A 20,605-nucleotide genomic window follows, 5' to 3' on the forward strand; every position below is an offset into this window, starting at 1 on the left:
GCGGGTCAGTGGCCGAGCTGGGCCAGACCCTCGGTGGCGATGCGCTCGAAGACCTTCTCGTCCGCCGCGAAGTCGGAGTCGGGGATCGGCAGGTGAACGACGATCTCCGTGAAGCCCAGCGCGAAGTGGGTGCCCGCGAAGTCGACGAAGGCGTCGAAGGACTGCAGCGGGCGGTCCGGGGTGAAGCCGGTGAGGAGGATCTTGTCCAGCTCGGCGACATCCCGGCCGATGGACTCGCAGGCCGTGCCCAGCTTGGTGAGCTGTCCCCGGATGGCCTCCACGGACTGCTCCGGGGTACCCGACTCGTACAGCTTCGGGTCGCCCGTGGTGACCCAGGCCTGGCCGTACCGGGCGGCGAGCTTCATTCCGCGCGGGCCGGTGGCGGCCACCGCGAACGGCAGCCGGGGCCGCTGCACACAGCCGGGGATGTTCCGGGCCTCGTTCGCCGAGTAGAACCTGCCCTCGTGCGTCACCGAGGGCTCACGCAGCAGCTGGTCGAGCAGCGGTACGAACTCGTCGAAGTGGTCGGCCCGTTCGCGCGGCGTCCACGGCTCCTCGTCGCTCCGGCGCAGTGTCGTGGCGTCGAAGCCGTTGCCGCCGGCGCCGATGCCGAGGGTGAGGCGCCCGTCGGAGACGTCGTCGAGCGTGATGAGGTCCTTGGCGAGCGTGACGGGGTGCCGGAAGTTGGGGGAGGTGACGAGGGTGCCCAAACGGATACGCTCGGTTGATGCGGCGGCAGCGGTAAGGGTGGGTACGGCGCCGAACCAGGGCTGGTCGCGGAAGCTCCGCCACGACAGGTGGTCATAGGTGTAGGCGGCGTGGAAGCCGAGGCTCTCGGCTCGCTGCCACACTTTCTTCCCCTCGGCCCAGGGATAGATCGGAAGGATTACGGTGCTCAGACGCATGGGCAGAGCCTACGCGGCGGCCGAGGGCCGCCATCCTCCCGTCCGACCTCGACGACTTGTCCCGGTTGTGCGGCAGCAGTCCGGCTCATCGGCCTCTGACCGCAGCACTGTCCCGAAGTCGGTCACCGGAGTCCGCAAGAGCAGGGTGCCGGTCGGTTTCGCAGGTCAGTGCATGATGCATGAACGAGGCGCGACTGACGTGGACCTGTGCCCCACCGCCCACGGGCCCGTCGTTCGTGTCACGCCTCGGTCTGCTGCCAGACCGCGGTGAGCGCTGTGATCGGGTCGGTATCGGCCGGTGCCGCGGGCCACCATTCGCCGTCGTCATCCTGGAGGTAGGGGTACCAGCAGGTGTCGGGGCCCAGGCGCAGCTGGATGCCGTGGTCGGTGAGGGTGAGGCGGTTGCGCCAGGTCCGGAGAGGGCCGGGTGCGGTGGTCATCTCGGTGAGGGCTGTGGTCAGAGTGGCGCGGGCGGCCGACATCGTCGCCGGAGCTGGGGTGTGGGGTTGTTCGGCGACGGTGAGGCCCGTCGTGCCGCCGTGGCGCCAGGCGCGGGTGAGGCGGGCGAAATCGGTCGGTCTGGTGCCGGTGTTCTCGATCAGGTGGTGGAACCACTCGGGGCCGGGGCTGCACGCGGCGATCCGTACCGTGTCCTGGTGCTGGGTCAGGTGCAGGTCGGCGGTGTCACCCGCGAGGAGCCGTACGGCGCGTGAGGCGGTGTCGGCTACGAGGTGCTCCAGGTCCGTGGAGGTTAGGCCGCTGCCGGGTGGTGGGGCTACGGGCAGGGTTGCGGTGTGGGCGGCCGGTGCGGGGAGTTCTGGCAGCCCGGGGGCGTGTTCGGCCCAGTTGGTGTACGCGGCGGAGGCCGGGACGCCGGTCGGGGCCGGCGGGCTCGCTGCCTGCCGGGGCACCGTACGGCGTGTGCGCAGCTGGGCGAGGACCTCCTCGCGGCCTCGGCCGCGCAGCGCGAAGAGCACGAACGGGTCGGCGTCGATTGCGGCGGCGATGGCGTAGCAGAGCGCGGCGGCGTGTTTGCAGGGGTATCCCCAGTCGGGGCAGGAGCAGTCCGGGTCGAGTTCGGTGGGCTGAGGGAGAAGGGGGACGCCCGCCTGGTGGGCGTCGTCGACGAGTTCGGCGGGCATCTCGCCGTCGAGGAGCGCCGCCAGATGCCCGGCACGGGCCGCGACGGTGTCGAGCAGGGTGTCCCACTGGGCGTCGGTGAGGACGGGCAGACGGACCGAGGAGCGGTACGGGCTCGGCAGACTGCCCTGGACGGCGGCCTTGACCCGGCCCGGGGCGACATCGGCTGGGCCGACCTTGCCCTGACGGGCGTAGGTACGTCCGCGGGACAGGCGTCCGGCGTCCAGGGTGGAGTCCTCCAGGGCCGTCACCCACGCCTGGCCCCACCAGGTCGTGGCGAAGGCGCGCTTGCCGCGGGCGGGTGCGCGGCGCTGGCCGGGGAGTGAGCGGGTCATGACTGCCTTCCCAGGGCGACGAGTTCGGCGAGTTCGGCGTCGGACAGTTCGGTCAGGGTGGCCTCGCCGGAGCCGACGACGGCGTCGGCGAGCGCGCGCTTGGACTCCAGCAGTAGCGCCACCTTGTCCTCCACGGTGCCCTCCGCGATGAGCTTGTGCACCTGGACGGGCCTGTCCTGGCCGATGCGGTAGGCGCGGTCGGTGGCCTGGTCCTCGACCGCAGGGTTCCACCAGCGGTCGTAGTGCACGACGTGGGTGGCGCGGGTGAGGTTGAGTCCCGTGCCCGCCGCCTTCAGCGACAGCAGGAACACCGGTACCTCACCGCGCTGGAAGCGCTCCACCATCTCCTCGCGCCGCGCGACGGGGGTGCCGCCGTGCAGGAAGAGGGTGGGGGTGCCGCGTTCGGCGAGATGTTTCTCCAGGAGGGTCGCCATCTGCTTGTACTGGGTGAAGACCAGCACCGACTCGCCCTCGGCGGTGATGGTGCCGAGCAGCTCGTCGAGCAGGTCGAGCTTGCCGGAACGGCCGCCAAGCGGCGTGGACTGGCGCAGATACTGGGCGGGGTGGTTGCAGATCTGTTTCAGCCCGGTCAGCAGCTTGAGCACCAGACCGCGGCGGGCGATGCCCTCGGATTCCGCGATCTTCGCCAAGGTCTCGCGGACCACCGCCTCGTAGAGGCCCGCCTGTTCGGCCGTCAGCGCCACGACCCGCTCGGTCTCGGTCTTGGCCGGCAGCTCGGGCGCGATTCCCGGGTCGGACTTCCTGCGGCGCAGCAGGAAAGGGCGCACGAGACGGGACAGGCGTTCGGCGGCCTCGGGGTCCTCGCCCGACTCGATGGCGCGGGCGTGCCGGTCTCGGAAGGCCGCGAGGGGGCCGAGGAGCCCCGGAGTGGTCCAGTCGAGGAGCGCCCACAGCTCGGAGAGGTTGTTCTCCACGGGCGTGCCGGTGAGGGCGACGCGGGCGCGGGCGGGCAGGGCGCGCAGCTCGCGGGCGGTGACGGCGTAGGGGTTCTTGACGTGCTGCGCCTCGTCCGCGGCGATCAGCGACCAGTCGGTCCCGGCGAGGGCTTCGCGGTCGCGGCGCAGCACCCCGTAGGTGACCAGGACGATCTCGTCGCCGGCCAGGTCGTCGAGGTGGCGCTCGCCGCCGTGGTAGCGGCGCACGGGAGTGGACGGCGCGAACCGGGCCGCCTCGCGCTCCCAGTTGCCGAGCAGGGAGGCTGGGCAGACGACGAGGGTGGGGCCGGCGGTGGTGGGGTCGGTCTGGCGGTGCAGGTGCAGGGCGAGCAGGGTGATGGTCTTGCCCAGGCCCATGTCGTCGGCGAGGCAGCCGCCGAGGCCGAGTCCGCACATCTCCGCCAGCCAGGCGAGGCCCCGCTTCTGGTAGTCGCGCAACATGGCCTTGAGCGCGGCGGGCTGCGGGGCGGGAGTACGTGACTCGGGATCGCGGATACGGGCGACGAGGTCGCCGAGCGCGCCGACCGCCTCACAGGGGATCTGCTCGCCGTCCCTTTCCACCTCGCCGGTCAGCGTGGCACTCAGCGCCTCCATGGGCGTGAGCGGTTCCATCCGGCGGCGCCTGGCGCGGGCCACCAGCTTCGGATCGGCGACCACCCACTGGTCACGCAGCCGGACCAGAGGGCGGCGCGTCTCGGCGAGGACGTCCATCTCAGCCTCGGTGAGCGGCTCGCCGCCGAGCGAGATCTGCCAGCGGAAGTCGAGGAGCGCGTCGGCGTCGAGGAGCCCGCCCGCACTGGAGCCGGGGGCGGTGCGCTGCCCGATCTCCGCGGTCGCGGTGAGTGCCTTGACCAGCTCGCGCGGCCAGTGCACGTCGATGCCGGCCGAACGCAGTGTGTCGGTGGCGTCGCCCAGCAGGTCAAGGGCCTCGTCGTCGGACAGGCGGAGTTCGTCGGGAACGGCGTCCTTCAGCAGCCGCTGAAGCGGAGGCCAGGCGCGGGCGCCGCGGCGCAGCGCCAGCAGCGTCTCGGTCTCGGCGCGCGGGCCGAGCAGCCGTTCCACCTCGTCCGGCTCGCTCCACAGCCGGGCGGCCTCGACGACGAGCCCCGGATCCGCCGCGGTGTGCAGCTGCGGCACGGCCCGGAACACTCGGCGTCGTCCCTCCGGGGGGTCGACGCGCAAGGAGACGCCGACATCGGCGGTGAACGCGGCGGCGGTCTCCTCGGCCCACTCGCGCAGGGCGGGTACGGCACGCGTCTCGCGCCAGGCGTACGGCAGCGCCCCCATGGCGAGCGGCGCGGCCGGGGTGCGGACCAGGTCGTCGGCGACCGCGTCGCAGAACTGGCGTACCAGCGCGGCGGGTTCGGCGATCCGCACCGGAGGGGGGCCGGGCTCGGGCAGACAGTGGGCGTGGGGCGGGAACGCGGCGGCGAGGGCGTCCAGGGTCTGACGCTGGGCGGCGGTGAAAGGCCCCGCCTGCCAGGTGTCGTAGCCGGCGGGGGTGAGGGCGGGGTGGAGACGGCCGTCGGCGAGCAGCCGGAGCGCGAGGCGGGCGGCGGCCTGCCAGGCGGCGGCGGACGGATGCGGTGGCCGCGCCCCGGTCAGGGCGGCGACGGCGAGGGCGGCGGGCAGCGCGTGGCCCGTCACCTTGCGCCGCCTGACCGAGCGGCCGTGCGGCAGCACCAGTTCCACCGTGTCGGTCTCGACGCCGGTGGGTGCCGTGCCCTCGGCGGCGGCCGCCCCGGCGGGCTGCCACAGCAGCAGCCGGCCGAGGCGGGCGGGCTCGCCGGGCAGGAACACCGCCGCCCAGCCGTTGTCGAGCAGGCCCCGCGCCCAGGAGGCCGACTCCGGTGCCGCCAGCGGCAGCACACTCCTCCGGCCCGTGCCCGGCTCCCGTACGACGACTCGTGCCACCTTCCTCAACTCCGTCCTTCTGTGAGCGAGCCGCGCCGGGCCTCGCTCATCACCACGTACCCGTCGTTCTCCGGTGAGTTCCGCCGCCCCGCCGTCACCGGCGGGAGCGCGCCTTGTTCGCCGCGGTGCGGATGCGTTTGGCCAGCCGCTTGTCGACGTCGCGCAGGCTCTCGCCCAGCTCGGCAAGCACCTGGGCGGTGGCCGGGTGCTCCACTCGCCACAGCTCGTCCACCCGCTGTTCGAGTTCCTCTGGTGCCACGTTCGGGTTCTCCTGGAAGCCCAGGAGCAGCTCCTCGTCCTCCTGGGCACCGACGAAGAGCGAGAGACCGTCGATGAACAGCCACAACCGGGCCTGCTCCGCGCGCGCCGCATCCGCGTACGCGTCCGCCTCAGGGCGTGCGCCCAGGGCCGCGGCGGCCACCTGGCGGCATCCCTCGACGTCGGAGTCCGCCGCCTTGTGCAGCACGCGCAGTGCTCGCGAGTCGTCGAGTACGGCCAGCACCGGCTGGACCACGGCGCGTCTGGCCGCGATGTCGGGGCCGTCGCCCGCACAGGCGTCGAGCAGTCCAACCGCGGCGTCGGCCCCGGAACGGTGCTTCAGCCACCCTTCGACCTCCTGGCGCGTCTCCTCGGGGGAGTAGCCCAGAAGGCCCTGGAGGAGGGTGTCGGCGTCGGCTTCGGCGTACTCGCCGAGCAGCGGTGCGATCGCACCGCATTCCATCAGGTAGGCACGCAGTCCGTGGCGGCCGAGCGGGGTCAGCCGCATGCGGTCCCCGTTCTCCTGGTCCCACGGCCGGCCCGGCGCGTCCAACCAGGCATCCGAACCGGCGAGCCCGCGCCTGCTGACGGCGTTCAGCGACGTGGCCAGGACATCCTCGGTCGCGACATCACGGTCACCGGGCACGAACTCCACCGCGCCCAGGTAGGCGAGCTCTGCCGCCAGGTCCCGGAAGGCCGTCGCGATCAAAGCCAGGAAGAAATCGAGCTCGGGCCCTTCAGCACCCGCCTCTCGGGCTTTCGCCCGCAGGTCGTCGATCTCCACCCAGGCGCCGTCCAGGGCGTCGTACAGCTGCCCGATCAGCGCGTCGGCGATCTCGGCCGACAGCTCGCCCAGCTCGCCGAACGATTCGTCCAGTACCCCTGTCCCGTCGATCTCCTCCAGCAGGTCGCCCAGGGTGACGGACCAGAGTTCCAGAAGATTCTCACCGGCGAAGTCGGCCGTCTCGCCGCCCCAGGCGCGGCCCCCGCTGATCGTGATCAGCCCGCGGTTCACGGCGAAACTCCACGGCTCGTCGAGAACGTCCACGTCCTTGGCGCTACGCAGCGCCTTCAACGCACGGGCCCGGGCGGCGGCCTCGGCGTATGGCGAGTCCTCGTCGGCGAACTCCCATAGCCGGAGCTCGTCGACGGCCTCACGGGCGAGCGCGGGCCGCAGCACCCGGCCCGCGGTGACCTGCCGTCCCTCGCGACACCAGGCGGTGAGCCGCAGCGCCGAGTCGAAGAGCGGGACATCCCGCACAGCCGCCGCGAGGTCCTCCCGCGGAGCCAGGGTCACCGGGCGCAGCACGGGCATACTCGCGACCGGTCCGTCGACTCCGGCGTCGACCGGGCCGCCCGACCCTCGACAGCGCCCGCAGGCGCACGATGCCGTGCCCTCGGCAGCCGGCTGTCCCCCACCGCCGCGCCCGGCCCGGGTACTGGCCGGCGGCTTCGCCGTGCCGGGCACCGTGTCCGGCGTCAAACGGGCCAGCCGCTCAGCGATCCCGCCCCGGGGAAAGGCCGCCGGGTCGTAGCCGGCCGACCGCAGCTCGGCGACCAGCCCGTCGTACGGGCCGTCTCCCGCCCTGTCAGGTACTTCGAGGTGTGCCAGTATCTCGCCCAGGCCCCACACCCCGCCGATGTCCTCGGCCGGTACGTCGGCACGACGGCCGCCGACGCAGCGCACCGCTCGCTCCGCGCCGACCGGTCGCGGCAGTGTCTTCTCCAGCGTGATCCGGTGCTCCCAGTCATCGCCGAAGTCGTAGACATAGCGCAGCCGCGCCCCATCCTCGGGCAGAACATCACCGAGCGCGGTGGCGTGCTGGTCGCTGCTGCCGGGACTGAAGCCGAGATCGATGTCGGTGAGCAGGGCCGCGTCGCCGTACACCTGGCCGGACTCGTCGGTGAAGAGGTGCAGATGGCCACCCTGCCAGCCGAAGGCGGCCTGGACGGCGTCGTGCAGGGTGCGAAGAGAGGTGTCGGACGGCAGTACGAGGCGCCGCCACAGAGGCGGCTGGGTGCCGTGCAGCACGATCTTCAGTTGGAGATCGGATGGGGCCGCCCCCGTGTCTCGTCGCATCTTTTGTCTCCCACCTGTCCGAGGCCGCTCGAATGGCCCCAGCATGACGGTCGCGTGTGTTCCGACTCAAACCGGATCACTTCGGCTGCGGCCATTTCGGTCGCGGGGGCCCCGGTATCGCTCGCAGCGGATACCCTGCGTCCGCGCACCGACCTCGCGGCCCCGCCATTCGCGGACGCATACCTGGCGGGAAGGCAGCCGTGGGGTGCGCATATCGCAGTATGCTCGCGTCATGGCGGATACGACGCGCATCACGGTGACGCTGCCGACCGAGCAGGTCGCCGAACTGAGGAAGCTCACCGACAACGTTTCCGGTTATGTCGCCGAGGCGGTGGCGCGGCAGTTGCGGCACCAGCTTCTGGGGGCGGACCTGCTGAGCCACCAGGAGGAACACGGGGCCTTCACCGAGGAGGAGCTGGCGGAGGCCCGCTCCAGGATCTCCGGGACGGCGAATGTCGGCGGGTCGGCGAGCGCGGCGTGAACGATCATGTCGAGACCGTGGTCCTGGACTCCCAAGGGCTCTCCGCCTGGATCGCGCAGGACCGCAAGATCCATGCCATGTTCCAGGTGTTCCACGCCATGGGGGCCGATTTCGTCATCGGCGCCAACACCATTGTGGAAGTCAGCCATGCACGCGTGAACATGCCTCGGCTGCGGTGGGCGCTGTCCCGCGTCAAGGTAGAGCCGGTGACCGAGGGCGCGGCGAAAGCGTCCGCGGAACTGCTCAAGGCCGCGGGCCTGTACGGCCACAAGTACGCGATCGACGCGACAGTCGCCGAGGTGGCACTGCGCCAGCCGGGGCCGGTGGTCGTACTGACGTCCGACATCGACGACATGGCGCGGCTGTGTGGGGGCCGCGTCCGGCTCATCGGCATCTGAGCGCACGGGCGCAGGTGCCCGTGCCCCGGCCCCGGCCCCGGAGGGGATCCGCCCTGTTCACACCGTGATGGGTGAAAAGGCTTGACCGAGGTGGCGAGGGTGCCCAGGCGCAGTCGGCGGGTGGCGGCGGCCGCGGCGGTGAAGATCGGTACCGCACCGAACCAGGGGCTGTCGCGGAAGGTCCGCCAGGCCAGGGGCCGTAAACCGGTGGGCCCGCTCCGCATGGGCGTGCGACTCCTCGGTGGGACGGAACACCGGACCGGGCGCGGGTCAGGTGATCGGGCCGGGCACCCGCCGACCGGGCGGCCGAGTAGCTGGTCAGTCGCGGAACCGCAGGAACGCGGGCGGCACGGCAGCGGTGAGCCAGACGCCGTTGGCGCTGACGTAGAAGGTGTGGCCCGCGTGGTGCATCGCGCCCGCGTCCACGGACAGGACGACGGGCCGGCCGCGCCGGGCACCGACCCTGGTCGCCGTCTCGCGGTCGGGCGAGAGATGGACGTGCGTGCGGTCCATGGGCCGCAACCCCTCGATCCGGATCGAGTCCAGCGCGTGGCCCACCGTGCCGTGGTAGAGGTACGCGGGCGGTTCGGCCGGCGGCAGGTCGAGATCCACCGGGACGGTATGGCCCTGGCTTGCGCGGATCCGGTCGTTCTCGACGGCGAAGCGCTGCTTGTCGTTGACGGCGACGACATGGTCGAGCTCGGCCCGGGTGAGGGGGAAGTTGTTGCGGGCCACGGCCCGCAGCAGCGTGTCGATCGGCACCCAGCCGTTGGCGTCGAGCGTGATGCCGATCCGCTCCGGCTGATGCCGCAGGTGTTTCGAGAGGTACTTGGACACCTTGACGGTGCGTCTTTCATCCATACCGGCAGGGTGCCAGTGAGGGTCTTCCCGGTGCATGCGGGTTTTGCTCACGACGTGCCGAAGTAATTCTCTCCACAGGTTTGATCCACAGTCAGTTCGACTTATCCACAGGCTAATTGGCGTTTCTGTGGACAAGTTCGAGTGAAATCAACCGCTTTGGTCAATTTGCTCCACTTTGCTGGTAAGTGACACAAGTGCATCCAATGTCCGTGATTGCACCTCGCGTTCGGCGGCTGCCGCGACGAAGGCGGAGACGTTCTCCGCGCCAACCAGCTGTTGGACAGCCCGGATCGTGCTCGGCGGCAGATCCACTCCGCGTGCCGTGAGCGACGGGGAATCCGCGCCGATGGGTGTGTCCGCACCGAGGTGATGATGCAGATGACGGGTGGCGAACGTCCTCATGGCACGGGCCAGTTCGGCGTCCACCGTCTGCTGGGCGAGCGGACGCAGCCTGCGCACCATGGCGGCGGCCTCGGCCGCGTCCGAGTCGGTCGGCGGCCGATGGCCGAGATAGCGGGCGAAGACATGCTCGGTGGTGAACTCCAGGAAACGCGAGGCGATCTGCTCGACCTGACCGCGAAGTTCCCTCAGATGCCCGGAGATCGCGCTGAGCGGCACGCCCGCCGCGTGCAACTCGACCGCCACGGCCAGCTCCTGGGGGCTCGGCACCAGGAATTCGTCGTCCCTGCCCGGAATGCGTTCGAGTACGCCGAGGTCCACCGCCTCGGCGACCGCCTCGTCGTCCGGGGTCCCGCCGAACTTGAGGTTCAGCTCGTCCCGGGTGATCCGGTCGGCCTGTTCGTCCGTCCAGGGGCCGTGCACCTCGGCGACGAGCCCGAGCACCCCGCCCAGCCCGCGGCCGGTGTCCCAGGCGTCCAGGAGCTCCTTGATGCTGGCCAGGGTGTAACCGCGATCCAGCAGATCGGCGATCTGCCGGAGCCGGGCGAGATGGGTGTCCCGGTACACATTGGCCCGGCCGCGCCGCTCCGGTGTCGGCAGCAGGCCGCGGTCCTGGTAGGCGCGGATCGTGCGGACGGTGGCCCCGCTCGCGTGCGCCAGGTCCTCGATCCGGTACTCGGCGGCGGCCTGCCGGTCCGTCGCCGCCGACGACCGCCCGGGGCCGCTCACAGCGGCGGCTTCAGCCGGGCGATCCCGCGCAGCGCGCCGGGGCTGAACCGGGACAGGAGGCGGGCGCCGCGGGCCTCCGGTGTCACCGGCACGACGGCCTGGTTGCGCACCACCGCCTTGAGGATCGCGTCGGCGACCCGCTCCGGCGGGTAGTTGCGGAGCCCGTACAGCCGGCTGGTCCGCTTGCGCAGACGCTTCTCCTCCGCGGCGTCGGCACCGGCGAAGTGCGTCGTCGCGGTGATGTTCGTGTTGACGATGCCGGGACAGATGGCGCTGACCCCGATCGACCGCTCGGCGAACTCGGCCCGCAGGCATTCGCTGAGCATCAGCACCGCCGCCTTGGAGGTGCTGTACGCGGGCAGCGCCCGGGACGGTTGATAGGCGGCGGCGGAAGCCGTGTTGACGATATGGCCGCCCTGGCCGCGCTCGGCCATCTGCCTGCCGAAGATCCGGCAGCCGTGGATGACCCCCCACAGATTGACGTCGAGGACGTTCTTCCAGTCCTCGCTCGTGGTGTCCAGGAAGGAGCCGGACAGGCCGATCCCGGCATTGTTGACCAGGACGTCGACGATTCCGTACTCGGCGGCGACCTTCTCGGCGAGCTTCTCCATCGCCTGCTCGTCGCTGACGTCGACCGCCTCTCCCCAGGCGGCCGGGGCACCGATCAGCCGGGCCATCTCGGCCGTCCTGGCGGCTCCCTCCGCGTCCCGGTCCACGGCCACCACCCGGGCACCCGCTTCGGCGAACGCGAAAGCGGTGGCCCGGCCGATGCCGCCGGCCGCGCCCGTCACGAGGACCAGCCGGCCGCCGAACCTGTCCGCGTACGCCCCGGTCGGCGCGGTGTCCTGCACCGGGCCGCCGTTCTCCTTGGCGGCCTCGTTCGCGGCGACGAACTCGCTTATCCAGGCGGCGAGCTGGTCCGGCCTGGTGCGCGGCACCCAGTGCTTGCCGTCCAGCGACCTGCGTACCAACTGGGGTGCCCACAGCTCCAGTTGGTCGTACAGCTTCTCCGAGAGGAAGATGTCGCCGGTCGGCGTGATCAGCTGGACCGGCACATGCGCGTAGGCGTCGGTGCGCGGTCGGCTCAGCCGGGCGCGGACGTTGTCGCGGTAGAGCCAGGCGCCGTGCGCCGCGTCGCCGGGCAGTGAGGCTGTCGGGTAGTCGCCCGCCGGTACCTTCTCCAGCCGCTGGAGTATCCGCGGCCACTGCTTGCCGAGCGGGCCGCGCCAGGCGAGCTCGGGCAGGACCGGCGTATGCAGCATGTAGACGTACCAGGACTTGGCGCCCTGGCCGAGCAGCTGGCCGACCCGGCGCGGGGTGGGCCGGGTCATCCGCTGCTTGATCCAGTGCCCGAAGTGGTCCAGGGAAGGGCCGGACATCGAGGTGAACGAGGCGATCCGGCCCTCGGTCCGCTTGACCGTGGCGAACTCCCAGGCCTGGACCGAACCCCAGTCGTGCCCGACGAGATGCACCGGCCGGTCCGGGCTCACCGCATCGGCGACGGCCAGGAAGTCGTCGGTGAGCTTCTCCAGGGTGAAGCCGCCGCGCAGTGGCTTCGGGGCCGTGGACCGGCCGTGCCCGCGCACGTCGTACAGCACGACGTGCCACTGGTCGGCCAGCTGCCGCGCCACGTCCGTCCAGACTTCCTTGCTGTCCGGGTAGCCATGCACCAGGACGACCGTCGGCCGCCCCTCCTCGCCCAACTCGGCGACACACAGCTCGATTCCGCCCGTACGCACCCGGCGTTCGCGCGCCCCCGGCAGGCTCCGCAGATTCATGCCGCCATCCTTTCCTCGGCCCAGCGCCGCACATGCGGCAGATCGTCGTCCAGCCAGAAGGCGCTCTGCTCGGGGTTCTTGGAGTCGGTGACCACCAGGATCTCCTCGAACTTGGCACCAGTACCGCGGAATCCGAGATGGGGCTCGACCGCCCACAGACCGGGCTGCGGCGGATGGTCGGAGAAGTGGTACGGACTCCACAGCGGCGACCAGCCGTCCCGGTGTCCGTGCAACGCGTCGCTCATCAGCCCCTTGAGGGACTGGGTGCCGAAGCCGAACACGTGCGGGGACCAGCGGCGTTCGGCGACGCGGTCGACCTTGTGGGCGATGACACCGAAGGGGTAGGCGCGGTGCCTGTTGGCGTACCCCTGCCTGATCATCAGGCGTTCGACGTCCTCGTATATCTCGCGCAGCGAACGCCGCTCGCGCACCTCGCGCAGTATCAGCTCGCGGTGGGCCTCGAGATCGGCCAGCAGCTTGTCGTGCAGGGGGTTGAGCCCGAGACAGCCGGAGTAGCCGATGTCGGCCGTGAAGCCCTTGTAGACCGGAGCCATGTCGAGGATGAAGGGCATCCCCGGCTCCAGCTTCCGGTTGGTCGGGAAGAACTGCAGGGGAATCTTGAAGCCGGCGAAGGCCGTGCGGTCCCCGAACCAGGCGAAGGGGAGGTGGAACCAGTCCCGCACCCCGCGCTCGCGCAGCCAGTCGCGCTGCATACGGGCCGCCTCGCGCTCGGTCACCCCGGGCCGGAGCCGGCCCGCGACCGCCTCCGCGCAGGCGTACGCGAGGCTTTGAACCTCTCTGAACCCCCGCAGTTCCGGGGCCTTTTCGTCCTTCACTGCCGAGGCCATGCCACCGTCCGTTCCCTGCCGTGTGCGGTACGTGTCCGTAACGTGACACTGATGAATGTGACAATGTCCGGCGACTACGTCAAGAGGTGCGCGAGACCTGTGGACAACTCGGTCGGGCCCTCCCCCCGGCCGCGGGTCTCATCCCTCCTGGTGGCCCCCTACGGGTCCGTACATCTGGAGTCGGATGCCGATCCAGCCGCCAGGGCTGACGACTGATGTGGCGCGCGCCACTACCTTCGGATTGTGACTGTGATCGCGACCGAAAGCCTGAGCAAGCGGTTCCCCCGGGTGACCGCGCTTGACCGGCTCTCCTTGGACATCGGCCCCGGTGTGACCGGCCTGGTGGGTTCCAACGGAGCCGGCAAGTCCACATTGATCAAGATCCTGCTGGGTCTGTCCCCCGCCACCGAAGGCCGGGCCGCCGTGCTCGGGCTCGACGTCGCCACCCGTGGTGCCGCCATCCGGGAACGGGTCGGCTACATGCCCGAGCACGACTGCCTGCCACCGGACGTCTCGGCCACCGAGTTCGTCGTCCACATGGCGCGGATGTCCGGACTGCCGCCGACGGCAGCGCGCGAGCGCACCGCCGACACGCTCCGGCACGTGGGTCTCTACGAGGAGCGCTACCGTCCCATCGGCGGCTACTCGACCGGCATGAAGCAGCGCGTGAAGCTGGCGCAGGCGCTGGTCCACGACCCGCAGCTGGTCCTGCTCGACGAGCCGACCAACGGCCTCGACCCGGTCGGCCGCGACGAGATGCTCGGGCTGATCCGCCGCGTCCACACCGACTTCGGCATCTCGGTCCTGGTCACCTCGCACCTCCTGGGCGAGCTGGAACGCACCTGCGACCACGTCGTCGTCATCGACGGCGGCACGCTCCTGCGCTCCAGCTCCACCAGCGACTTCACCCAGACCACCACGACCCTCGCGGTCGAGGTCACCGACAGCGACACCCACCCGGACGGCACCGAAGCGTTGCGCCAGGTCCTCACCCGGGCCGGCGTGAAGTTCATCGGCCATGACGGTCTCGATGCGCAGGGGCTGCCCGGCGCGGGCCACATCCTGCTGGTCGAGGCGACCGGCGACGAGACGTACGACATCGTGCGCGACGGCGTCGCCGGGCTCGGACTCGGCCTCGTACGGATGGAGCAGCGGCGCCATCACATCGCCGAGGTCTTCCGTACCGAAGGGGCACCCGCGTCCGCACCCGCGGCGCAGAGCGTGCCCGCGACCGCGGAACGCCGTACAGCAGAAGGGGAGCGGTCGTGATGAGTACCGAGACCGAGACCGAGACCGGGACCGTGACCGGGAGCGAGACCTCCCGCATCCACAACATCGGGTACCGCTCCTACGACGGCCCGCGGCTGGGCCGTGGCTATGCGCGGCGCTCGCTCTACTCGCAGTCCCTGCGCGGTGCGTTCGGACTCGGCCGTTCCGCCAAGTCCAAGGTGCTGCCGATGCTGCTCTTCGGCGTGATGTGCATGATCGCGGCGATCATCGTCGCCGTCGCCATCGCCACCCCCGGATCGACGGCCCTGCCGATGAAGTACACCGCGTTCGCGATCTATCTCCAGGCCGTGATCGGCCTCTTCCTCGCCGCGCAGGCACCGCAGTCGGTCTCCCGGGACCTGCGTTTCAAGAGCGTGCCGCTGTACTTCTCGCGGCCGATCGAACGGGTCGACTACGTCGTGGCCAAGCTGGCGGCCATGGCGACCGCGCTCTTCATTCTCACCGGCGCGCCGCTCGTCATCCTCTATGCGGGCGCGCTGCTCGGGAAGTTCGACTTCGCCGACCAGACCAAGGGATTCGGACAGGGACTGGTCTCGGTGGCGCTGCTCTCCGTGCTCTTCGCCGCGCTGGGCCTGCTGATGGCCGCGCTGACACCGCGCCGCGGCTTCGGTGTCGCCGCGGTGATCGCCGTACTGACCATCACCTACGGCGCGGTCTCCACGGTCCAGGCGATCGCCTGGCAGACGGGCTCCGCCGGGGCGATCGAGTGGCTGGGGCTCTTCTCCCCCATCACGCTGATCGGCGGCCTGCAGACCGCGTTCCTCGGGGCCAACTCGGCCTTCCCCGGAGCGGCGGCCCCCGATGCCGGGGTCGGCGTGGTCTATCTGATCGTTGTTCTCGCGCTCGTCGCCGGCTCGTACGCCGTACTGATGCGCCGCTACCGGAGGGTCGGGCTGTGACCACCATCGAGATCGACCACACCTCGCGCTGGTTCGGCAATGTGGTCGCCGTCAACGACGTGAGCATGACGGTGGGGCCGGGCGTCACCGGTCTGCTCGGGCCGAACGGCGCCGGAAAGTCCACGCTGATCAACATGATGGCCGGCTTCCTCGCCCCGTCGACGGGCACGGTCACGCTGGACGGCAGGGCGATCTGGCGCAACGAAGCCGTGTACAAGGAGATCGGGATCGTGCCGGAGCGGGAGGGCATGTACGACTTCCTGACCGGCCGCGAGTTCGTCGTCGCCAACGCGGAGCTCCAGGGGCTCGGCGACGCGGAGGCGCGGAAGGCGCTGACCACGGTCGAGATGGAGTACGCGCAGGACCGCAAGATCTCGACGTACAGCAAGGGCATGCGCCAGCGCGTGAAGATGGCGTCCGCCCTGGTCCATGAACCGTCCGTGCTGCTGCTCGACGAGCCGTTCAACGGCATGGACCCGCGCCAGCGGATGCAGCTGATGGAACTGCTGCGACAGATGGGTGCAGAGGGCCGTACGGTGCTCTTCTCCTCCCACATCCTCGAAGAGGTGGAGCAACTCGCCTCCCACATCGAGGTGATCGTGGCAGGACGGCACGCGGCGTCCGGCGACTTCCGCAGGATCCGCCGTCTGATGACGGACCGCCCGCACCGCTATCTCGTACGGTCCAGCGATGACCGCGCCCTCGCCGCCGCGCTGATCGCCGACCCGTCGACGGCCGGTATCGAGGTGGACCTGGGTGAACGGGCCCTGCGTATCCAGGCGGTCGACTTCGGACGCTTCACCGAGCTGCTGCCGAAGGTCGCACGTGAGCACGGAATTCGTCTTCTGACCGTTTCGCCGTCCGACGAGTCCCTCGAATCGGTCTTTTCCTATCTCGTAGCGGCCTGAGTAGTGGCCTGAAAGGAGCTGTGAAGCGTCATGTACGACCCCACAGTCGCCCGGCTCACCTACCGGGCCCTGCTCGGCCGGCGCCGGGCCGCCATCCTGTTCGTCCTGCCGGCGCTGCTGGTGGTCATCGCCGTCGCGGTCCGGGCGTTCGCCGGGTCCGACGACCAGGTGGCCTCGGACGTGCTGGGCGGCTTCGCCATCGCCACGATGGTGCCGCTGATCGGTGTGATCGCCGGAACCGGGGCCATCGGCCCTGAGATCGACGACGGATCGATCGTCTACCTGCTGGCCAAGCCGGTGAAGCGGCCGTCGATCATCTTCACCAAGCTGATCGTGGCCATCGCCGTGACGATGGTCTTCTCCGCGCTGCCCACGCTGATCGCGGGCCTGATCCTCAACGGCAACGGCCAGCAGATCGCGGTGGCCTACACCATCGCGGCACTGGTCGCCTCGATCGCGTACAGCGCGCTGTTCCTGCTGCTGGGCACCGTCAGCCGGCACGCGGTCGTCTTCGGCCTCGTCTACGCGCTGGTGTGGGAGGCCCTGTTCGGCACCCTGGTGCCCGGGGCGCGCACGCTCAGCGTCCAGCAGTGGTCCCTCGCGGTCGCCGAGAAGGTCGGCGGGGCGGGCGCGATCACCTCTGACGTCGGACTGCCGACCGCGACGGTCCTGCTGGCCGCGGTCACGGTGGTGGCGACCTGGTACGCGGGCCAGAAGCTGCGCACGCTGAAGCTGGCCGGGGAGGAGTGACCGGGGGTCTGCCTCCCGGCGCATCCACCCGAGCGCTCCGTTCCTGATCTCTCCGGAACTCGTCAACCCTCGCCTCCTGGGCGGGGGTTGACGCATTTCGGACAGTTGTACGCGTAACTGTACGGTTATCCGTTCGTTGGGCAGGGTGCGTGGAGGCAACTGGGATCTGTGGCGTCGTAGCTTTCGTGAAACAGGGATTGCCGATGCCGGCGAGGGAGTACCCGCCGGGTCGGTCATTGAGTGAGTGGCAACCGTGAGCGTTCTCCGCCCCTCGAAGCCCGGGACAGGGCTGCCCGTCGCCGGTTTCACGATCGGAAGGCATGTCCATGCCCACAGAAGTCGCCCTGCTCGAATCGCGTGCGCTGCGCGTGGAGCAGATGGAGCGCGTCGATGTCCTCGACAAGGTCAAGAGCCTTGTCATGCTCCCGGACGGAATTCACCTTCGCACAGAGGATGTGGCTCGATACTTCGAAGTATCCACAACCGCCGTCAGAAGGCTCACCGACCGCCATCAGAACGAGTTGATGGAGAACGGGATGCAGGTGCTGCGTGGCGCTGACCTGCGCTCCTTCCATAGCGACATGATGTCGCTATGGGCGGGGGAGGTGCCGGAAAGTTATCCACAGGCGGCGACCCGGCTCCGGGTCTACACCCGCAGGACCGTCCTCAACGTCGCGATGCTTCTTCGCGACAGCGACATCGCCCGATGCGTCCGTACGTATCTGCTCGACGCCGAGCAGGACCTGCGCGCGGGGTACGCCTCCCTCGAACACCGCGTCACCCGGGGGGAGAGCTGCCTCGCCGGAGTCGGCACCGCGCTCCAGGAGCTCGGGCCCGTCCTCAACCGGATGTCGCACCGGCTCGACAGCCTCGACCGGCGGCTGGACGTCACGCATCAGGTCGTCGGCGCCATGAGCGTGCGACTGGGCCACATGTCCGAGGACATCGTCCGTATCGACGGCAGGATGGATGAACTCGCCCGCAACCTGAAGGATCCGAGCCGCCGCCACAGCAAGCAGCGCTGATCCGGCAGGAGTTCGCATCCTTTCGGCGCTGCCCGGAGAGGGGTGCCGCCCCGAAAACGGGTGGCGTCGAAAGGCCGTCCCCGGCACAGTGATGGGGACGGCACCCGCCGACACGCACGCCACAGGCCGGGAGAGGAGCGCGACGATGACCGAGAGTCCGAGTCCGTCGAGTTCCCCGCAGGGCGGGCCCGAGCCGGCGCCGGAGTAGTCACCGACGACTCCGCCGTGCCGCTCGGAGCGGAACGCCCCGGGCGGCCTTGTCTGCGCATCGCGCGGCCGCCCACCCGGAGGATTGGCCGAGTGGTAAGGCAGCGGCTTGCTAAGCCGTCGTCGGGGCCGTGAACCCCGCGCGCGTTCGATCCGCGCATCCTCCGCCGCAGCAGGGCCGCGTACCGGTACGCGGCCCTGCTCCATGCTCCTACGGCTGGAGCAGCTGTTCCAGCACCACAGCGATGCCGTCGTCCTCGTTGGACGCGGTGATCTCCTGGGCCACGGCCTTCAGGTCCTCGTGCGCGTTGGCCATCGCCACGCCCCGCCGGGCCCAGGCGAACATCGGGATGTCGTTCGGCATGTCGCCGAAGGCCAGGGTGTCCGCGGCCTTCATGCCCAGCCGGCGCGCGGCCAGCGAGAGCCCGGTCGCCTTGCTCAGCCCCAGCGGCAGGATCTCCACCACTCCCGGACCGGCCATGACCACGTCCACGAGGTTGCCGACGGCCGCGCGCGCGGCCGTCGCCAGAGCGTCGTCGTCCAGATCGGGATGCTGGATGTAGACCTTGTTCAGAGGCGCGGACCACAGCTCGGCCGGGTCCTCCACGAAGACGGCCGGAAGCGGACCTTCCTGTACCCGGTAGCCGGGGCCGACCATCACTTCGCCGTCGAGCCCGTCGCGGCTCGCCGCCAGGGCCAGCGGACCGACCTCGGCCTCGACCTTGGACAGCGCGAGACCGGCGAGCTGCCGGTCCAGCGTCAGCGAGGTCAGCAGCTTGCGCTCGCCCGCGTGGTAGACCTGCGCGCCCTGGCCGCAGACGGCGAGCCCTTCGTAGCCCAGGTCGTCCAGGATGTGGCGGGTCCAGGGGACCGCGCGCCCGGTGACGATGATGTGCGCGGCACCGGCCGCGGTGACCGCGGCCAGTGCCTCACGGGTGCGCTCGGAGACCGTGTCGTCGTTACGCAGCAGCGTGCCGTCGAGATCGGTCGCGACGAGCTTGTACGGAAAGGTCACTTGGCGACCGGCTCCAGAACCTCGCGCCCGCCCAGATACGGCCGGAGCACCTCGGGCACCCGTACCGAACCGTCGGCCAGCTGGTGGTTCTCCAGAATCGCCACGATCGTGCGCGGTACGGCGCAGAGCGTGCCGTTCAGCGTGGACAGCGGCTGGAGCACCTTCTTGCCGTCGCGGGTGTCGCGCATCCGGACGGACAGGCGGCGGGCCTGGAATCCGTTGCAGTTCGACGCGGACGTCAGCTCGCGGTACTTGCCCTGCGTCGGGATCCACGCCTCGCAGTCGAACTTCCGGGAGGCCGAGGCGCCCAGGTCGCCGGTGGCGACGTCGATCACCTGGAAGGGCAGCTCAAGAGCGGTGAGCCACTGCTTCTCCCAGTCGAGGAGCCTGCGGTGCTCCGCCTCGGCGTCCGCCGGGTCGACGTACGAGAACATCTCGACCTTGTCGAACTGGTGCACCCGGAAGATGCCCCGGGTGTCCTTGCCGTACGTACCGGCCTCACGGCGGTAGCAGGGCGAGAAGCCCGCGTAGCGCAGCGGCAGCTTCTCGGCATCGATGATCTCGTCCATGTGGTACGCGGCGAGCGGGACCTCGGAGGTGCCGACCAGGTAGTAGTCGTCCTTCTCCAGGTGGTACACGTTCTCCGCGGCCTGGCCGAGGAATCCGGTGCCTTCCATGGCGCGCGGGCGGACCAGCGCCGGTGTCAGCATCGGGATGAAGCCGGCCTCGCCGGCCTGCGCGATCGCGGCGTTGACGAGGGCCAGCTCCAGCAGTGCGCCGACACCCGTCAGGTAGTAGAAGCGCGAGCCGGAGACCTTGGCGCCACGCTCCATGTCGATGGCGCCGAGCTTCTCGCCGAGCTCCAGGTGGTCCTTGGGCTCGAAGCCCTCGGCCCCGAAGTCACGGATCGTTCCGTGCGTCTCCAGGACGACGAAGTCCTCCTCGCCGCCGACCGGCACGTCCTCGTGGACGATGTTGCCGATCTGGAGCATCAGGCGCTTGGCCTCGGCGTCGGCCTCGTCCTGTGCGGCGTCGGCGGCCTTGACGTCGGCCTTCAGCTGCTCGGCCTTCTTGAGCAGCTCGGCGCGCTCGTCGGGCGAGGCCTTGGGGATGAGTTTGCCGAGCGCTTTCTGCTCGGAGCGGAGTTCGTCGAAGCGGACACCGGACGACCTGCGCCGCTCGTCGGCGGAGAGAAGGGCGTCGACGAGTTCGACGTCCTCTCCACGGGCGCGCTGGGAGGCGCGAACACGGTCGGGGTCCTCACGGAGCAGGCGAAGGTCAATCACCCCTCCAGGCTACCGGTGTGCACTTCCCCCGCTCGAACCGATATTGCCGAGCGTGTCACTTTGCCCTAATTGCCTGAATTGGCAATGCTGAGGGAGATTGTGCGGCCGGGGTGGATCCCGATCGTCAATAAAAAGAGCCTACT

Annotated in this window: 16 protein-coding genes, 1 tRNA gene and 2 pseudogenes; 8 read left to right on the forward strand and 11 right to left on the reverse strand. The window is 70.3% G+C overall.

Features of this window, described 5'->3' with window-relative positions; genetic code table 11:
• Nucleotides 1-5: 5 nt before the first annotated feature.
• From ACFVX4_RS06625 to ACFVX4_RS06640, 4 genes are all read right to left on the reverse strand, one after another.
• Nucleotides 6-905, reverse strand: a complete 900-nt coding sequence (locus tag ACFVX4_RS06625) for an LLM class flavin-dependent oxidoreductase (protein WP_389972569.1) — start codon at nucleotides 903-905, stop codon at nucleotides 6-8.
• Nucleotides 906-1,144: 239 nt separating this feature from the next.
• Entirely contained in the window at nucleotides 1,145-2,380 is a 1,236-nt protein-coding gene (locus ACFVX4_RS06630; RefSeq protein ID WP_389972571.1) for an SWIM zinc finger family protein, read from the reverse strand.
• A complete protein-coding gene (locus tag ACFVX4_RS06635) occupies nucleotides 2,377-5,160 on the reverse strand; it encodes a DEAD/DEAH box helicase (protein WP_389972928.1) in 2,784 nt (927 codons plus the stop codon). The genes ACFVX4_RS06630 and ACFVX4_RS06635 overlap by 4 nt, the downstream gene beginning before the upstream one ends.
• A gap of 184 nt (nucleotides 5,161-5,344) precedes the next feature.
• Nucleotides 5,345-7,588, reverse strand: coding sequence for a plasmid pRiA4b ORF-3 family protein (locus tag ACFVX4_RS06640; protein WP_389972573.1), 2,244 nt, complete (start codon nucleotides 7,586-7,588; stop codon nucleotides 5,345-5,347).
• A gap of 232 nt (nucleotides 7,589-7,820) precedes the next feature.
• Between ACFVX4_RS06640 and ACFVX4_RS06645 the strand changes: the two genes are divergently transcribed.
• The gene (locus tag ACFVX4_RS06645) at nucleotides 7,821-8,069 is read left to right on the forward strand and encodes a hypothetical protein (RefSeq protein WP_389972575.1); all 249 of its coding nucleotides are present in this window, start codon (nucleotides 7,821-7,823) and stop codon (nucleotides 8,067-8,069) included.
• The gene (locus ACFVX4_RS06650; RefSeq protein ID WP_389972577.1) at nucleotides 8,066-8,467 is read left to right on the forward strand and encodes a DNA-binding protein; all 402 of its coding nucleotides are present in this window, start codon (nucleotides 8,066-8,068) and stop codon (nucleotides 8,465-8,467) included. The genes ACFVX4_RS06645 and ACFVX4_RS06650 overlap by 4 nt, the downstream gene beginning before the upstream one ends.
• 68 nt (nucleotides 8,468-8,535) lie before the next feature.
• Here ACFVX4_RS06650 and ACFVX4_RS06655 read toward each other — a convergent pair.
• The 5 genes and pseudogenes from ACFVX4_RS06655 to ACFVX4_RS06675 all read right to left on the reverse strand — a co-directional run.
• Nucleotides 8,536-8,661 (reverse strand): annotated as a pseudogene (locus ACFVX4_RS06655) (LLM class flavin-dependent oxidoreductase); the annotation flags it as partial.
• Nucleotides 8,662-8,785: 124 nt separating this feature from the next.
• Nucleotides 8,786-9,328 carry an RNA 2'-phosphotransferase gene (locus tag ACFVX4_RS06660; protein WP_389972579.1) on the reverse strand — a complete coding sequence of 181 codons (543 nt, stop codon included), beginning with the start codon at nucleotides 9,326-9,328 and terminating at the stop codon, nucleotides 8,786-8,788.
• A gap of 147 nt (nucleotides 9,329-9,475) precedes the next feature.
• Complete coding sequence (locus ACFVX4_RS06665) at nucleotides 9,476-10,456, reverse strand: MerR family transcriptional regulator (protein WP_389972581.1); 981 nt, start codon at nucleotides 10,454-10,456, stop codon at nucleotides 9,476-9,478.
• Nucleotides 10,453-12,234 carry an SDR family oxidoreductase gene (locus ACFVX4_RS06670; protein ID WP_389972583.1) on the reverse strand — a complete coding sequence of 594 codons (1,782 nt, stop codon included), beginning with the start codon at nucleotides 12,232-12,234 and terminating at the stop codon, nucleotides 10,453-10,455. The genes ACFVX4_RS06665 and ACFVX4_RS06670 overlap by 4 nt, the downstream gene beginning before the upstream one ends.
• Nucleotides 12,231-13,082: a M24 family metallopeptidase gene (locus ACFVX4_RS06675; protein ID WP_389972585.1), complete on the reverse strand. Its 852-nt coding sequence runs from the start codon at nucleotides 13,080-13,082 to the stop codon at nucleotides 12,231-12,233. The genes ACFVX4_RS06670 and ACFVX4_RS06675 overlap by 4 nt, the downstream gene beginning before the upstream one ends.
• A 288-nt stretch (nucleotides 13,083-13,370) precedes the next feature.
• Between ACFVX4_RS06675 and ACFVX4_RS06680 the strand changes: the two are divergent.
• The 6 genes and pseudogenes from ACFVX4_RS06680 to ACFVX4_RS06705 form a co-directional block, all read left to right on the forward strand.
• Nucleotides 13,371-14,358, forward strand: a pseudogene (locus ACFVX4_RS06680) (ABC transporter ATP-binding protein); the annotation flags it as partial.
• Nucleotides 14,351-15,271, forward strand: coding sequence for an ABC transporter permease (locus tag ACFVX4_RS06685; protein ID WP_389972587.1), 921 nt, complete (start codon nucleotides 14,351-14,353; stop codon nucleotides 15,269-15,271). The pseudogene ACFVX4_RS06680 and the gene ACFVX4_RS06685, both read left to right, overlap by 8 nt.
• Nucleotides 15,268-16,179, forward strand: a complete 912-nt coding sequence (locus ACFVX4_RS06690) for an ABC transporter ATP-binding protein (protein ID WP_389972931.1) — start codon at nucleotides 15,268-15,270, stop codon at nucleotides 16,177-16,179. Before ACFVX4_RS06685 ends, ACFVX4_RS06690 begins: the two co-directional genes overlap by 4 nt.
• A gap of 30 nt (nucleotides 16,180-16,209) precedes the next feature.
• A complete protein-coding gene (locus ACFVX4_RS06695; RefSeq protein WP_389972589.1) occupies nucleotides 16,210-16,929 on the forward strand; it encodes an ABC transporter permease in 720 nt (239 codons plus the stop codon).
• 326 nt (nucleotides 16,930-17,255) lie between these two features.
• Nucleotides 17,256-17,954 carry a hypothetical protein gene (locus tag ACFVX4_RS06700; RefSeq protein WP_389972934.1) on the forward strand — a complete coding sequence of 233 codons (699 nt, stop codon included), beginning with the start codon at nucleotides 17,256-17,258 and terminating at the stop codon, nucleotides 17,952-17,954.
• Between the two features lie 286 nt (nucleotides 17,955-18,240).
• Nucleotides 18,241-18,328, forward strand: a tRNA-Ser gene (locus ACFVX4_RS06705).
• 44 nt (nucleotides 18,329-18,372) lie between these two features.
• On the opposite strand, the gene ACFVX4_RS06710 is transcribed toward ACFVX4_RS06705, so the two are convergent.
• The gene (locus ACFVX4_RS06710; protein WP_389972591.1) at nucleotides 18,373-19,176 is read right to left on the reverse strand and encodes an HAD family hydrolase; all 804 of its coding nucleotides are present in this window, start codon (nucleotides 19,174-19,176) and stop codon (nucleotides 18,373-18,375) included.
• The gene (gene serS / locus ACFVX4_RS06715) at nucleotides 19,173-20,462 is read right to left on the reverse strand and encodes a serine--tRNA ligase (protein ID WP_266416688.1); all 1,290 of its coding nucleotides are present in this window, start codon (nucleotides 20,460-20,462) and stop codon (nucleotides 19,173-19,175) included. The genes ACFVX4_RS06710 and serS overlap by 4 nt, the downstream gene beginning before the upstream one ends.
• Between the last annotated feature and the right edge of the window lie 143 nt (nucleotides 20,463-20,605).

This window comes from Streptomyces sp. NPDC058240 (assembly GCF_042882135.1).
GTDB lineage: Bacteria > Actinomycetota > Actinomycetes > Streptomycetales > Streptomycetaceae > Streptomyces.

What these genes read in the sequence shown, in the direction of transcription:
- ACFVX4_RS06625 (WP_389972569.1), bottom strand. Translation starts at nt 905, where the DNA reads ATGCGTCTGAGCACCGTAATCCTTCCGATCTATCCCTGGGCCGAGGGG.
- ACFVX4_RS06685 (WP_389972587.1), top strand. Translation starts at nt 14,351, where the DNA reads ATGAGTACCGAGACCGAGACCGAGACCGGGACCGTGACCGGGAGCGAG.
- ACFVX4_RS06630 (WP_389972571.1), bottom strand. Translation starts at nt 2,380, where the DNA reads ATGACCCGCTCACTCCCCGGCCAGCGCCGCGCACCCGCCCGCGGCAAG.
- ACFVX4_RS06645 (WP_389972575.1), top strand. Translation starts at nt 7,821, where the DNA reads ATGGCGGATACGACGCGCATCACGGTGACGCTGCCGACCGAGCAGGTC.
- ACFVX4_RS06640 (WP_389972573.1), bottom strand. Translation starts at nt 7,588, where the DNA reads ATGCGACGAGACACGGGGGCGGCCCCATCCGATCTCCAACTGAAGATC.
- ACFVX4_RS06670 (WP_389972583.1), bottom strand. Translation starts at nt 12,234, where the DNA reads ATGAATCTGCGGAGCCTGCCGGGGGCGCGCGAACGCCGGGTGCGTACG.
- ACFVX4_RS06700 (WP_389972934.1), top strand. Translation starts at nt 17,256, where the DNA reads ATGCCCACAGAAGTCGCCCTGCTCGAATCGCGTGCGCTGCGCGTGGAG.
- ACFVX4_RS06660 (WP_389972579.1), bottom strand. Translation starts at nt 9,328, where the DNA reads ATGGATGAAAGACGCACCGTCAAGGTGTCCAAGTACCTCTCGAAACAC.
- ACFVX4_RS06675 (WP_389972585.1), bottom strand. Translation starts at nt 13,082, where the DNA reads ATGGCCTCGGCAGTGAAGGACGAAAAGGCCCCGGAACTGCGGGGGTTC.
- ACFVX4_RS06695 (WP_389972589.1), top strand. Translation starts at nt 16,210, where the DNA reads ATGTACGACCCCACAGTCGCCCGGCTCACCTACCGGGCCCTGCTCGGC.